Annotated in this window: 14 protein-coding genes; 6 read left to right on the top strand and 8 right to left on the bottom strand. The window is 66.4% G+C overall.

Features of this window, described 5'->3' with window-relative positions; all coding sequences use genetic code 11:
• Positions 1-19 precede the first annotated feature (19 nt).
• Together ABDW59_RS14210 and ABDW59_RS14205 are read left to right on the top strand one after the other, a co-directional pair.
• The gene (locus ABDW59_RS14210) at positions 20-628 is read left to right on the top strand and encodes a TRAP transporter small permease subunit (RefSeq protein WP_343630491.1); all 609 of its coding nucleotides are present in this window, start codon (positions 20-22) and stop codon (positions 626-628) included.
• Positions 628-2,232, top strand: a complete 1,605-nt coding sequence (locus tag ABDW59_RS14205; RefSeq protein WP_343630524.1) for a TRAP transporter large permease subunit — start codon at positions 628-630, stop codon at positions 2,230-2,232. The genes ABDW59_RS14210 and ABDW59_RS14205 overlap by 1 nt, the downstream gene beginning before the upstream one ends.
• Before the next feature lie 54 nt (positions 2,233-2,286).
• On the opposite strand, the gene sugE is transcribed toward ABDW59_RS14205, so the two are convergent.
• Positions 2,287-2,607, bottom strand: a complete 321-nt coding sequence (sugE, locus tag ABDW59_RS14200) for a quaternary ammonium compound efflux SMR transporter SugE (protein ID WP_343630490.1) — start codon at positions 2,605-2,607, stop codon at positions 2,287-2,289.
• A gap of 132 nt (positions 2,608-2,739) precedes the next feature.
• Here sugE and ABDW59_RS14195 point away from each other — a divergent pair, with 132 nt between their 5' ends.
• Positions 2,740-3,708 (top strand): LysR family transcriptional regulator, encoded by a 969-nt coding sequence (locus ABDW59_RS14195; protein WP_343630489.1) that lies wholly within the window; start codon positions 2,740-2,742, stop codon positions 3,706-3,708.
• Here ABDW59_RS14195 and ABDW59_RS14190 read toward each other — a convergent pair.
• The 5 genes from ABDW59_RS14190 to ABDW59_RS14170 all read right to left on the bottom strand — a co-directional run bounded on the left by ABDW59_RS14190 (position 3,629) and on the right by ABDW59_RS14170 (position 9,855).
• Positions 3,629-4,606, bottom strand: coding sequence for an amino acid ABC transporter substrate-binding protein (locus ABDW59_RS14190; RefSeq protein ID WP_343630488.1), 978 nt, complete (start codon positions 4,604-4,606; stop codon positions 3,629-3,631). The two genes, ABDW59_RS14195 and ABDW59_RS14190, sit on opposite strands and share 80 nt — an antisense overlap.
• A 3-nt stretch (positions 4,607-4,609) precedes the next feature.
• Complete coding sequence (locus ABDW59_RS14185) at positions 4,610-5,980, bottom strand: replication-associated recombination protein A (protein ID WP_343630487.1); 1,371 nt, start codon at positions 5,978-5,980, stop codon at positions 4,610-4,612.
• Between the two features lie 63 nt (positions 5,981-6,043).
• Positions 6,044-6,694 carry an outer membrane lipoprotein chaperone LolA gene (gene lolA, locus ABDW59_RS14180; RefSeq protein WP_343630486.1) on the bottom strand — a complete coding sequence of 217 codons (651 nt, stop codon included), beginning with the start codon at positions 6,692-6,694 and terminating at the stop codon, positions 6,044-6,046.
• A gap of 32 nt (positions 6,695-6,726) precedes the next feature.
• Positions 6,727-9,099 (bottom strand): DNA translocase FtsK 4TM domain-containing protein, encoded by a 2,373-nt coding sequence (locus tag ABDW59_RS14175; RefSeq protein WP_343630485.1) that lies wholly within the window; start codon positions 9,097-9,099, stop codon positions 6,727-6,729.
• 87 nt (positions 9,100-9,186) lie between these two features.
• The gene (locus tag ABDW59_RS14170) at positions 9,187-9,855 is read right to left on the bottom strand and encodes a Crp/Fnr family transcriptional regulator (protein ID WP_067067043.1); all 669 of its coding nucleotides are present in this window, start codon (positions 9,853-9,855) and stop codon (positions 9,187-9,189) included.
• 170 nt (positions 9,856-10,025) lie between these two features.
• On the opposite strand from ABDW59_RS14170, the gene trxB reads away from it, so the two are divergent.
• The 3 genes from trxB to rpmG all read left to right on the top strand — a co-directional run bounded on the left by trxB (position 10,026) and on the right by rpmG (position 11,663).
• Positions 10,026-10,985: a thioredoxin-disulfide reductase gene (trxB, locus tag ABDW59_RS14165; RefSeq protein ID WP_343630484.1), complete on the top strand. Its 960-nt coding sequence runs from the start codon at positions 10,026-10,028 to the stop codon at positions 10,983-10,985.
• Positions 10,986-11,236: 251 nt separating this feature from the next.
• Positions 11,237-11,470, top strand: coding sequence for a 50S ribosomal protein L28 (gene rpmB, locus ABDW59_RS14160; RefSeq protein WP_022979438.1), 234 nt, complete (start codon positions 11,237-11,239; stop codon positions 11,468-11,470).
• Positions 11,471-11,492: 22 nt separating this feature from the next.
• The gene (gene rpmG, locus ABDW59_RS14155) at positions 11,493-11,663 is read left to right on the top strand and encodes a 50S ribosomal protein L33 (protein WP_058934741.1); all 171 of its coding nucleotides are present in this window, start codon (positions 11,493-11,495) and stop codon (positions 11,661-11,663) included.
• 132 nt (positions 11,664-11,795) lie between these two features.
• Here rpmG and ABDW59_RS14150 read toward each other — a convergent pair whose 3' ends face one another.
• Entirely contained in the window at positions 11,796-12,317 is a 522-nt protein-coding gene (locus tag ABDW59_RS14150; RefSeq protein WP_343630483.1) for a DUF3016 domain-containing protein, read from the bottom strand.
• 147 nt (positions 12,318-12,464) lie between these two features.
• The gene (locus tag ABDW59_RS14145) at positions 12,465-13,688 is read right to left on the bottom strand and encodes a fatty acid desaturase (RefSeq protein ID WP_343630482.1); all 1,224 of its coding nucleotides are present in this window, start codon (positions 13,686-13,688) and stop codon (positions 12,465-12,467) included.
• Positions 13,689-13,882 lie beyond the last annotated feature (194 nt).

Raw genomic sequence — 13,882 nt, 5'->3', positions numbered from 1 at the left:
TGGAGACCTGGACTCGTCGATGAACGCCCTGCTTGCACTCGCCAAGGGCATCGATTGGCTGACGGACCGGTTCGGCAGCTTTGCCGCCTGGGCCGTCCTGCTGTCGTGCTTCATCAGCGCCACGAACGCGCTGATCCGTTACTCGCTGGACATCAGCTCCAACGCCTTCCTCGAAATCCAGTGGTATCTGTTCGCCGCCTGCGTGATGCTGGGCGCGGCGCAGGTCCTGCGCCTGAACGAGCACGTGCGGGTGGACATCGTCTACACACGGCTGCGCGGCCACGGCAAGGTCTTCGTCGACCTGTTCGGGCTGCTCGTCTTCCTGCTGCCCGTGATGGCCTATGCGGGCTGGCTGTCCTGGGACTTCTTCATGGTCAAGCTGACCACCGGCATGCGGCCCGAGGACAGCGTCGCGACGCTCGGGCTGGGCGGCTACCTGTGGAAGCTGCTCACCAGCGGCGAGTACTCCGGCAACGCCGGCGGCCTGATCCTGTGGCCCGCCACGGCCACGCTGCCGCTGGGCTTCGCGTTGATGACGCTGCAGGGGATCTCCGAGGTGATCAAGCGCGTCGGCTACCTGGCCGGGCGCCTGGAGATGGACACGCATTACGAGAGGCCGCTGCAATGATGGCGATGGAACAGTTCCCCCCGCTGATGTTCGCGGGGCTGATCTTCGTCATGCTGATCGGCTTCCCCGTCGCCTTCTCGCTGGCGGCGCTGGGCTTGGCCTGCGGCTTCTTCGCGGTGCATCAGGGCTGGCTGCCGCTGGCCTTCATGCAGGCGCTCCCGTCCAACGTTTTGGGCATCCTGTCCAACGAGCTGCTGTTGGCCATTCCCTTCTTCACGCTGATGGGCGCGTTGCTGGAGAAATGCGGGCTGGCCGAGGACATGCTCGATTCGATGGGTCAGCTCTTCGGGCCGGTGCGCGGCGGGCTGGGCTACTCGGTGATCATCGTGGGCTTCATCCTGGGTGCGATCACCGGCACGGTGGCCGGCCAGGTGATCGCGATGGCGATGATCTCGCTGCCGGTCATGATGCGCTACGGCTACAACATGCGCTACGCGACGGGCGTGCTGGCGGCCTCGGGGACGATCACGCAGCTGGTGCCGCCGTCCCTGGTGCTGGTGGTGCTGGCGAATCAGCTCGGCCCCTCGGTCGGCGACATGTACAAGGGCGCCTGGGGCCCCTCCATCCTGCAGGCGCTGATCTTCGCGGCCTACACCTTCCTGCTCAGCCGCTTCAAGCCGGACCACGTGCCCGGCGTGCCGCGGTCCGCGCGCACGCTCAACGGCTGGGCGCTGTGGGCCAAGTGCCTGCGCGGCATCGTCCCGTCGGCGGTGCTGATCTTCGCGGTGCTGGGCTCCATGGGCGGCCTGCCCTTCATGGACTCGGCGGTCTGCACGCCCACCGAGGCCGGCGCCATGGGCGCGATCGGCGCCTTCGTGCTGGCCGCGCTGCACCGCCGGCTGAACTGGCCGCTGATCAAGGACACGATGATCAGCACCATGCGCATCACCGCGATGGTGGTGTTCATCCTGATCGGGTCGCGGACCTTCTCGCTGGTGTTTCAGGGCGTCGAAGGCGGCAAGTGGATCGAGCACATGCTGTCGGGACTGCCCGGCGGCGTCGTGGGCTTCCTGATCGTCGTCAACCTGTTCATCTTCTTCCTGGCGTTCTTCCTGGACTTCTTCGAGATCGCCTTCATCATCCTGCCGCTGCTGGGCCCGGTGGCGCAGAAGATGGGCATCGACCTGGTGTGGTTCGGCGTGATGCTCTGCGTGAACATGCAGACCAGCTTCATGCACCCGCCCTTCGGCTTCGCGCTGTTCTACCTGCGCGGCATCTCGGACACGCTGTTCAAGAACGGCTCGCTGCCGCGACGCGTGTCCTCGACCGACATCTACATGGGCGCGATCCCCTGGGTGTTCATGCAGTTGCTGCTGGTGGCCATCGTCATCTTCTTCCCGCAGACGGTGACCGTGTTCCTGGACAAGGAAGTCAAGATCGACACCGACAAGGCGACCCAGCAGCTGCTCGACATGGACGCCGGCCAAAAGGACCGCGGCCGCGATCCCAACGAGGACCTCAACGCGCTGTTCGGCTTGCCGGGCGCGGCATCCGCGGCATCCGCCGCGCCAGCAGCTCCGGGAGCATCCGCGCCTAGCGCCTCGGCGCCGGAATCGGAGGATCCGATGGAGGCGGTGCGGCGCTCGCTGGAGCAGAAGAAGTAAGGACGCGGCGGGCGGGCCGCCAAGGTCCGCCGACCGCGCCGATCATCGTGACGGTCACTGCGGCGTGACCATCTTCAGACCGATGATGCCCACCGCGATCAGCCCGATGCACGCGAGCCGCGCCAGCGAGGCCGACTCGCCCAGCAGCACCATGCCCGCGATCGCGGTGCCGACCGCGCCGATGCCGGTCCAGATCGCATAGGCCGTCCCGACCGGCAGATGCTTGAGCGCCAAACCCAGCAGGACCACGCTGGCGGCCATCGCCGTCACCGTGCCCACCGTCGGCCACAGCCGCGTGAAGCCCTCGGTGTACTTCAGGCCGACGGCCCAGCAGATCTCCAGCAGCCCGGCCAGAAACAGGATTCCCCACACCATCGCTCGCTCCTTCATCGTTTCGATGTCTTGAAGAGGTCTTGATAAGGGAGGGACTTTATGTTTCCCGGACTGATGGATAAAGTCAGAACCCATCAGCAGTTCTGACAGGTCGCCGAGCGCGCCGTCCCCGCCATGGCCTTCGATCTCGACAACGTCCGCGTCTTCCTCGCGGCCATCGACCACGGCTCCTTCTCCGCCGCCGCGCGGGCGCTCGGACGGGTGCCGTCGGCGGTCAGCATGACCATCGCCAACCTGGAGGCGCAGCTCGCGCTGACGCTATTTGACCGTTCCGGTCGCGAGCCCGTCCCCACGCCGCAAGGTCTGGCGCTCGTGCCGCAGGCGCGGCGCATCGCCGAGCAGCTCGGTCAGCTCAACCGACATGCGCTGTCGATGACGCAGGGACTGGAACCCTCGCTGGTGATCGCCGTCGTGCCGGAGCTGGTCGCCGCCTCGCCCTGGAGCGAGGCGCTCGCCACACTGTCGACCGAGTTCCCGCTGCTGGAAGTCGAGGTGCTGACCGCGCCGCAGGCCGATACGCTCGCGATGCTGAAGTCCGGCCGCGCCCATTTGGCGCTGGTCTTCGAGCGCCAAGGGCTGGATCCGTCCGAGCGTTTTCAGGAGGTCGCGCGGGAGACGCTGCTCGCGGTGGTCGCCTCGTCGCATCCGATGCTCGCGCGGCCGCCGACCCACAAACTCCGGGACGAGGACCTCATCGGCGAGCGCCAGATCCTCGTCGCCGGCCGCGACGCCTGCGATGTCGACAAGCGGATCTCGGTCTCCCGCGCGCAGTGGCGCACCGACAGCCCGGTGGCGGCGCTGCGCATGGTGTCGGCGGGACTGGGTTGGGCCTGGCTGCCCTCGGGCTTCGTGCGGGGCGCGCTGGCCTCGGGCGAACTCACGCAGATCCCCGCAGGCAACTTCACGACGGCGCTGCAACTCTACGTCGATGTAGCCTGGACGCAGAACCGGCCGCTGGGACTGGCCGCGCGTCGCTTCGTCGAGCTGATGACTGCAGCCGCGATCAGCGATAGCGCTCCGGATCGGGCGAATCCGTCGGCTGCGCGATCACGCGCCGGAAGGAAGCGCTCATCGGCAGCTTGAGGTTGATGCCGCTGTTGGGCAGCGGCGACTCGAACCAGCGGCGGTAGATCGCGTTGATCTCGCCGCTGCGGTACAGACTGGTCAGCACCTCGTCCACCATGGACTTGAACAGCGGATCGTCGCGGTTCAGCCCAATCGCGTAAGGCTCGACCGTCAGCGCCCGCTCGGACAGCACGTAGTCGCCCGGCGACACGCCGTGGCCCTGTTGCGCCAGCAGGCTGCGGATAATGACGTCGTCCATCATGAAGGCGTCGGCGCGACCGCTGCGCAGCAGCTGGAACGCGTCCGGATCGTCCAGCCCCGCGACGATGCGGATGCCCAGCCCCTGCTGCTCGTTGACCTTGGCCAGGAATTGGATGCTGGTCGTGCCGATGGTGCTGACCACCGGCCGGCCGCGCAGGTCGGACAGGGTCTCGGCGCGCTCGCCCTGACGCGTCATCAGCCGCGTCTCGGCGACGAAGATGGTCACCGAGAAGGACTGGTTGCGCGCCCGCTCCGCCGTGTTGGTCGTGATGCCGCACTCCATGTCCAGCGTGCCGTTGGTGACCATGGGCATGCGCGTCGCCGAGCCCACCGCCACGCGCCGCACCTCCAGGTCCGGCAGCTTGAGCCGCGTGCGCAGCGAGGCGATGACGCGCTCACAGAGCTCGACCGAGTAGCCCGTGGGCCGCAACTGCGCGTCCAGATACGAGAACGGCGCGGAGGCAGGCCGGTAGCCGATGACGATGACGCCGGTCTCACGGATGCGCGTCAGCGTCGGCCCTTCGGCGGGCTGCGTCGTCCGGGCGCCGCGCAGGGGGGCCGAGACGGGCGCGCCCCCGGCCGGCGACGAGGTCAGGCCCTGAAACGCCAGCATCGCGATGACCCACCAGGACGCCCGCCACGAAGCCGCTCCCATCGTTCAGCCCTCGCCACCTTGATCGGCGCCGCCGCCGCGCGCCTCGGCATCCAGGCGCCGCAGCTCATCGAGCCGCGCGCCGATCTTGATCTCCAGACCGCGCGGCACCGGCTCATAGAAGCGCTGGTCCTCGAGTCCGTCCGGCAGGTATTGCTCGCCGGCCACGTAGGCGCCGGGGAAGTCATGGGCGTAGCGGTAGGCCTTGCCGTAGCCCAGCTCCTTCATGAGCCGCGTCGGCGCATTGCGCAGGTGCACCGGCACCGGCCGGGACTGGTCCTGCTTGATGAGCGCGCGCACCTCGTTGTAGGCGTTGTAGACCGCGTTGGACTTCGGGGCGATCGCCAGATAGACCACCGCCTGCGCCAGCGTCAGCTCGCCCTCGGGCGAACCCAGGCGCTCATAGGTCTCGGCCGCGTCCAGACAGAGGCGCAACGCCCGCGGATCCGCGTTGCCGATGTCTTCGCTGGCCATGCGGATCAGGCGCCGCGTGATGTAGCGCGCATCGACGCCGCCATCGAGCATCCGCACCAGCCAGTACAGGGCCGCATCGGGATTGGAGCCCCGCACCGACTTGTGCAGCGCGGAGATCACGTCGTAGAACTGGTCGCCGCCCTTGTCGTAGCGGCGCAGTTGCTCGCCCAGGGTGCGCTCGAGCAGCGCCTCGTCAATCTCGGTGGTGTCGGCGGGCGTCAGCTGGGCGACGGTCTCCAGCGTGTTGAGCAGCCGACGCGCATCGCCGTCGGCGTAGCCGATCAGGCGCAGCGCGGCCGCCTCGCTCAACGGCGGACTGCCCAACGCCTGCGCGCCGCGCGCCAGCAGCTCGCGCATGTCCTGCTCGTCCAGCGCCTTGAGCACATGCACGGTCGCGCGCGAGAGCAGCGCCGAGTTGACCTCGAAGGACGGGTTCTCGGTGGTTGCGCCGATGAAGCTGAACAACCCCGATTCCACGTGCGGAAGGAACGCGTCCTGCTGCGCCTTGTTGAAGCGGTGCACCTCGTCCACGAAGACGATGGTGCGTCGACCCTGCCCGGCCGCGGCCTGCGCGCGCTCGACCGCCTCGCGGATGTCCTTGACGCCGCCCAGCACCGCGGAGATCGCGATGAACTGCGCATCGAAGAACTGGGCCATCAAGCGCGCCAGCGTCGTCTTGCCGACGCCCGGCGGCCCCCACAGGATCATCGAGTGCGGCCGGCCGCTCTCCAGGGCGACGCGCAAGGGCATGCCCTCGCCCAGCAGATGACGCTGGCCGACGACCTCGTCGAGCTTGCGCGGGCGCAAACGCTCGGGCAAGGGCGCATGCGCACTGGGTGCGGCGGAGACACCGGGGACCGGCACGGGAGCGAACTCGTCCGGGAACAGGGAGGCGTTGCTCATCGACGTGAGGCCAGGACGATCAGGCGTGCGGAAGAAAGGACGTGGGGAGCGGAGCGCGAAGAATCAGGGCTGCTTCGGCGCCTGTTGCCGCACGACGTCGACACCGGCCGGCGGCGTGAAGCGGAAGCGCTCGGCCGGCACCTTGGCGTTGACCTCGACCGCGCTGAACTGCATCACCGAATGCTGGCCGAAGCCGTCGACGATCTCCAGCGCGGAGAGCTCACGTCCCTTGAAGCCCAGACGCAGGCTCTGCAGCCCGGCGCCGTCGCGCTTGGGCGTGGCCTGCACCCATTCGACGCCACCGACGGCCGGTTGCGCCTTGAGCGTGAAATCCTTGGACAGGTCACCACCGGCCAGCAGCGCCACCGGCGTCGCACCCAGCGCCTGGTCCATGTTGCGGACGCTGGCCTGCATCAGGTCGGGGTCGTAGACCCAGACTTCCTTGCCATCGCCGACGATGACCTGGTCCGACGGCTTCCCATAGCTGAAGCGGAACTGATTCGGACGCTGGAACTCGAAGCTGCCGGTGCTGGTCTTCTTGCGCTTGCCGTCCGGCGATGTCACCGTCTGGGTGAAGCTCGCGCGGCCACTCTTGACCTCGCTGACGAAGCTCTGCAGCGCGCTGACGCCGTCGGCGTGGGCCATCGCGGCCGCGCCGCTGAGCGCCAGGCCGGCCAGCGCGCGCGCGGCGAAGGATCGGATCGAAGAGGTCATCGCAGTCGAGAGTGTGAAGGTCATGGGCGGGATCACTCGTCGCGCTTGGGCACGATGAGGTCGCGGTTGCCGTTGGTGGCCATCGAGGACACCAGGCCGGATTTCTCCATCTGCTCCAGCAAGCGGGCCGCCCGGTTGTAGCCGATGCGCAGATGGCGCTGCACCAGCGAGATCGACGCGCGCTTTTGCTGCAGCACCACGGCCACCGCCTGGTCGTACATCGGATCGGACTCTCCATCACCGCCGGCGGCCAGTCCCGGCAGGCCGTCGCCGCCGCCGTCGCCATCGAGCACGCCGCCCTCGAGGATGCCCTCGATGTAGTTGGGCTCGCCGCCCTGCTCCTTCAGGTACTGGACGACGCGGTGCACCTCGTCGTCACTGACGAAGGCGCCGTGCACGCGCACCGGCAAGCCGGTGCCCGAGGCCATGTAGAGCATGTCGCCCATGCCCAGCAGCGCTTCGGCGCCCATCTGGTCCAGGATGGTCCGCGAGTCGATCTTGCTCGAGACCTGGAACGACAGACGCGTCGGAATGTTGGCCTTGATCAGGCCGGTGATGACGTCGACCGACGGACGCTGCGTGGCCAGGATCAGGTGGATGCCGGCGGCGCGGGCCTTCTGCGCCAAGCGCGCGATCAGCTCCTCGATCTTCTTGCCGACCACCATCATCAGATCGGCCAGCTCGTCGATGACGACAACGATGTGGGGCAGCCGGTCCAGCGGCTCCGGCTCCTCGGGCGTGAGGCTGAACGGGTTGGGAATCTTCTCTTCGCGCTCGGCGGCGTCGGCGATCTTCTTGTTGTAGCCGGCCAGGTTGCGCACGCCCAGCTTGGACATCAGCTTGTAGCGCCGCTCCATCTCGTTGACGCACCAGTTGAGCGCGTTGCCCGCCTGCTTCATGTCGGTGACCACCGGGGCCAGCAGATGCGGGATGCCTTCATAGACGCTCATTTCCAGCATCTTCGGATCGATCAGGATCAGGCGGACGTCGCGGGCCTCGGCCTTGTAGAGCAGCGACAGGATCATCGCGTTGATGCCCACCGACTTGCCCGAGCCGGTCGTGCCGGCCACCAGGCAGTGCGGCATCTTCGCCAGGTCCGCCACCACCGGCAGGCCCACGATGTCCTTGCCCAGACCCATGGTCAGCGCGGACGACGCATCCGCGTAGACCTGTGAGCCCAGGATCTCCGACAGCCGGATGGTCTGGCGCCGCGCATTGGGCAGTTCCAGCGCCATGTAGTTCTTGCCCGGAATCGTCTCGACGACGCGGATGGACGTCAGGCTCAGCGAGCGCGCCAGATCCTTGGCCAGACCCAGGATCTGCGAGCCCTTCACGCCGGTCGCCGGCTCGATCTCGTAGCGCGTGATCACGGGACCGGGCGAGGCCGCCACCACCCGCACCTCGACGCCGAAGTCCTTCAACTTCTTCTCGATCATGCGGCTGGTCATTTCCAGCGACTCGGGCGTGACGGTCTCGATGCGGGGAGGCGGCGCGTCCAGCAGGTCAACCTGCGGCAGCTTCGCGTCGCTCGGATCGGTGAACAGCGTCTGCTGGCGTTCCTTGATGACGCGCGTGGATTTGGGGACTTCCACCACCGGCGGCTCGATCACGATCGGGATGTGGTGCTCCTCCTCGATGTGACGCTCGACCTCGACGACGGCCTCGCGCTCGCGCTTGGCTTCCTTGCCGACGCGCGTGTCCTCGGCGATCTCGCGGCGCGATTCACGCTTCTCGCGCAGGTTCTCGATGGTGGTGCCGATCTGCTCGGCCAGACGCAGCCACGAGAACTTCAGCGCCAACGACACGCCCGTCACCAGCGCGGCGATCCACACCACGCCCGAGCCGGCGAAGCCCAGCAGCTTCATGCTGGTCGGGCCCAGCAGATAGCCCAGCACGCCGCCGGCATGGCCGGGGAGATGAGATTCCCAGCCGTACAGGCGGGTCCACTCGAGCGCGCAGCTCGCGCTCATCAGCAGCGCCAGGCCGCCGAGCGTGGGCAGGCGGTCCTTCAAGGTCGGGTTCACGCTGTCGTCGGCGCGCAGCAGACGCGCCAGGCCGCTGAGCCAGGAGCGCAGCGACACCAGCATCAGCCACCAGCAGGAGTAGCCGAAGCCGAACAGCAGCAGGTCGGAGATCCAGGCCCCCAGCGCGCCGACCCGGTTGTGCGTCAGCGGGTTGCTGCCGGCGGTACTGAAGGCGGCGTCCGCTCGGTCGTGGCTGACCAGCGCGAGCAAGACCAGGCACCACGCCAGACCGCAGACCAGCAGCCACAGCGGCGTGCGCAGCGGGCTCGCCGGTGTGGGCGCGGCCGCCGGCGACTTGGTCGCTTTCTTGGGCTTGCGCGTAGGAGCGGGACGCTCGGTGGCGGCCTCGTCGCCGCCCAGCAGGGAACCGGGAAAACTCATCCCGTCATTGTGACGCACAAGCCTCGCGCTTCAGGCGCGGGGCCGGTCCGCAAGGTGAAGATTCGTTGAACGCGATCAGGACCGAGCTCAATCGTGCTGCAGCCGTTCCTTGATGACGACGGAGCCGTTCTCGAGGGTCTCGATGACGCCCTTGTCCTCGAGGTCCTTCATGACGCGGCTGACCATTTCGCGCGAGGCGCCGACCACCTTGGCCATGTCCTGGCGGGACACCTTGCCGCGGATGATCTTCACGCCCTTCTCTTCCTCGGCCATGTCCAGCAGCGTGCGCGCCACACGGCCGTACACGTCGAGCAGCGCGAGCGACTCGATCTGGCGGTCCGCGTTACGCAGGCGCGCCACGAGACCGCGCAAGATGCCGTAGGCCAGCGACGAGGGCTCGGGCAGGCCGCGTGCGAAGTCGGCGCGACCCAGCACCAACATGTCGGTCTGCACCTCGGCGCGGACCGTGGCCGAATGCGGCTCGTTGTCGATGAGGCTCATTTCGCCGACATAGTCGCCCGGCTGCAACACCGCCAGGATCACTTCGCGGCCGCGGCTGTCGGCGGTCAGCACACGGGCGCGGCCGTTCAGCAGGATGAACAGCGCGTTGGATTTCGTGCCCTGCTCGACGATCAGCTCACCGCGTTTGAAGCGCCGCTTGACGACGCTGTCGGCGATGGACTGGGCCTGGTCGGCGGTCAGCAGGGAGAAAAGCGGGACCCTGCGAATCAGATCCAAGTTGGACAACATGGCCATGAAGCGGTCACTCCTGTCGGGGGTTAGGGTCAATCAAAGTCGTCAGGATGGCAGAGGGACCCGCCACCTAGAATGGATGCATTGTGCCAATTTGTTCACGGTTGTTCATAGGGTTTAGGCCGTAGCCTTCCGACCCTTGCGTTCGCCCCCGAACTCCCCATCTCCGAGCCATGAGCCAAACCACTCGCCACGCCCAACTGCTGATTCTCGGGTCCGGCCCCGCCGGCTACACCGCCGCCATCTATGCGGCCCGCGCCAACCTCAAGCCGCTGCTGGTCACCGGCATGGCGCAAGGCGGCCAGCTGATGACCACCACCGAAGTCGACAACTGGCCGGCCGACGTGATGGGCGTGCAAGGTCCGGAGCTGATGCAGCGCTTCCAGGAACACGCCGAGCGCTTCCAGACCGAGATCGTCTTCGACCACATCAACACGGTCGATTTCTCCAAGCGTCCTTTCACGCTGACCGGCGACAGCGCCGTGTACACGGCTGACGCGGTCATCCTGGCCACCGGCGCCTCGGCGCAGTACCTGGGCCTCCCGTCGGAGGAGTCCTTCATGGGCCGCGGCGTCAGCGCCTGCGCGACCTGCGACGGCTTCTTCTATCGCGAGCAGGAAGTCTGCGTCGTCGGCGGCGGCAACACTGCGGTCGAGGAAGCGCTGTACCTGTCCAACATCGCCAGCAAGGTCCACCTGATCCACCGCCGCGACAAATTCCGCGCCGAGCCCATCCTGGTCGACAAGCTGATGGACAAGGTCAAGGCCGGCAAGGTCGAGCTGCACGTCTTCCACACGCTGGACGAGGTGCTGGGCGACGCGAGCGGCGTCACCGGCGTGCGCATCAAGAGTACGCAGGACGGCACGACCACCGACGTCAAGCTGCAAGGCTGCTTCATCGCCATCGGCCACAAGCCCAACACCGACATCTTCGCCGGCCAGATCGACATGAAAGACGGCTACATCCGGACCAAGAGCGGCTTGGAAGGCTTCGCCACGATGACCAGCGTCCCCGGCGTGTTCGCGGCCGGTGACGTGCAGGACCACGTCTATCGCCAGGCCATTACCTCGGCGGGCACCGGCTGCATGGCCGCGCTCGACGCCCAGCGCTTCCTGGAGCAGGAAGGCGCCTGATCCATTTCGGGGACCCGTCCCGCTCAGCGCACCCGACGGGGCGCCACCGCTTTGACCGGCCCGCCTTTGCGCGGGCCGGCTCATTTCTGCTACACTCGCGGTCTTTCTTGCGCCGACAACCTGTGAAGGATTTCGACGCGGGGAAGATGGGATACCGCCACCCTATGGCGAGGTGAGGCCGCCACCCGCGGACCGGCATGAGGCCGGATCGAATGGGTTGGTCGCCGGATGACAAGTATCGGAGTGTCCTCATGGCACGCGTCTGCGAAGTCACGGGCAAGAAGCCCATGGTCGGAAACAACGTTTCCCACGCCAACAACAAAACCAAGCGCCGGTTCCTGCCGAACCTGCAATACCGCCGTTTCTGGGTCGAAAGCGAAAACCGCTGGGTCCGTCTGCGCATCAGCAACGCCGCGCTGCGACTGATCGACAAGAAGGGCATTGACGCCGTGCTGGCCGACCTGCGTGCCCGCGGTCAAGCCTAATCACTGAACCAGGAGCGACACCATGGCATCCAAAGGCGGACGCGAAAAGATCAAGCTGGAATCCACTGCCGGCACGGGTCATTTCTACACCACGAACAAGAACAAGAAGACCACGCCCGAAAAGCTGGAATTCATGAAGTTCGACCCTAAGGCACGCAAGCACGTGCTGTACAAGGAAACCAAGCTGAAGTAATTCAGCCGGTTGGCGGATTCAGATCCGCCCTCCCTTGAAAGAACAAACCCGCCGCTCGGCGGGTTTTTCTTTTGGGGAAACGGGCTCAGCAATCAAACCTCGCCCTGCCCGGCTCCGCGCCACATCGACACGTCAGCGAGATGCCCGCTCAACGCCTTGCTTGCCCAGCAGATCCTTGGCGAACCAGTCGTCCAGCATCTTCTTCTCATAGCGCAGGGGTTCGCTGTCGAAATAGCGATTCGTCGCCGAGAGCTGATAGTTCATGTCCTTGATGCTCGCCTTGCCGGACTTCAGCACCTGACCGTTCTCGCTCAGCGTGTAATTGAAGTCCATGCGCGGAATCGTCACCGTGCGCAGCACCCGCAGACGCTGACCCGTTGGACCGCGCGGCTCAAGCTCACCCGCAAGATCCACATCGGTCACATCGATCGTCAATTGCTTGCCGGGCAGCTCGCGCGCAGCCACCGCCTTGATGTGATCAGCCAGCTGATTCATCGCGGTTTCGCGATCACGGGCGTTATCGCCGATGTCGCTGAAATTCTCCGGCTTGGTGAACTTCACTTCGGCCTGCGCATGCGCGACCGCAGCCACAGCACCCAGGGACAACACCATCAAGCCGGCGCCCAAGCCACGAACCAACTTCGAGGCAGTCATAGCAATCTCCTTGTGTGACAGACCTGACAAATTATGGGCGCGCCAAAGAAAAAAGGCGCCCGAAGTGGGCGCCCTTTGCATTCGTTCAAACAGCAGAGTGATACGCGTCACTCTGCGCGGCCGACGCCGCCCTGATTCAAGCCTCGATCAAGCCCGAACCGCGCGCAGGCCTTGCGCGAATGCCTTCAGTTCGGCGATGCCGCTTTCCTCAGCCTTGCGGCACCAGGCTTGCAGATCGTGCACCAGCTGTTCGGCCGACACATTCGTGCGGGTCCACAGCTGACGCAGTTCCTCGCGCATCGTCACCAGCTTGTCCAGCACCGGGCTGGCAGCACGAGCGCCATCCAGCTGAGCCTGATACGCCGCCGGAATCTTCTCGGCGTCGCGATGCAGCCAGCGCTTGGCGGCCTTGAACTGGTGGAACTTGTCGCTGTGCTGTTCGCCCGCGTCCTTCAGCTTGGCCAGCTCGGCCTTGCAGGCGCCGCGGAGCTCACGAGCGTAACGCGCCATCACTTCGTAGCGGTTCGCGATGATCGCTTCCAGCGTGTCCTTGTCGGCCACGGCCTTGAGCTCGCCCGTCTTCATCTGCGGCGCGGTCTTGCGCACCTTGGCCCAGCCGATCATCTCCATCGCGCGGATGTAACCCCAGCCGATGTCGAACTCGAACGGCTTGACCGAGAACTTGGCCGAGGTCGGATAGGTGTGATGGTTGTTGTGCAGCTCTTCGCCGCCAATGATCAGCCCCCACGGGGACACGTTCGTCGACGCATCCGTCGCCTCGAAGTTCCGATAGCCCCAGTAATGGCCGGCACCGTTGATCACGCCGGCAGCCCAGATCGGGATCCACGCCATCTGCACGGCCCAGACGCTCAGGCCGACCACGCCGAATAGCGCGACGTCGATGATCAGCATCAGCGACACGCCCCAGACCGAGCGGCGCGAGTACACGTGGCGCTCGATCCAGTCGTCCGGGACGCCATGGCTGAACTTCTTGATCGTCTCTTCGTTCTTGGCCTCGGCGCGATAGAGCTCGGCGCCGCGGGTCATCACGGTCTTGATGCCGCGGGTGACCGGGCTGTGCGGGTCATCCTCGGTCTCGCACTTGGCGTGGTGCTTGCGGTGGATCGCGACCCATTCGCGCGTGACCATGCCCGTGGTCATCCACAGCCAGAAGCGGAAGAAGTGCGAGGGGATGGGCCCCAGGTCCAGCGCGCGGTGCGCCTGCGCGCGGTGCAGGAAGATGGTCACGGCGGCGATGGTGATATGCGTCACCACCAGCGTGTACACCACGATCTGCCACCAGCTCGCGCCGGTCAGGCCATCGCTCAGCCAATTCAGGAGAGCGTCGTGCACAGACATCAAAACGTTCATTCGGTCCTAACCCTGCTCGCGAAGAGCCAGTTGTCGACAAGAAGCCACGATTGTAGGCGAGTCACTCTAGATTTCGCCCACGATCAACACCCGGAAGCCACCGGTCTTTTGACGCTTCCGCGCCGGAAGCACCTGCGGGCGTGATCGAGTGGACATCGCGCAGCCCCCGATGGCATCGGGGTTTCCGTGTGTTC

Source organism: Roseateles sp., from assembly GCF_039595295.1.
Lineage (GTDB): Bacteria > Pseudomonadota > Gammaproteobacteria > Burkholderiales > Burkholderiaceae_C > Roseateles.
This window is presented reverse-complemented; position numbering and strand designations above follow the sequence as displayed.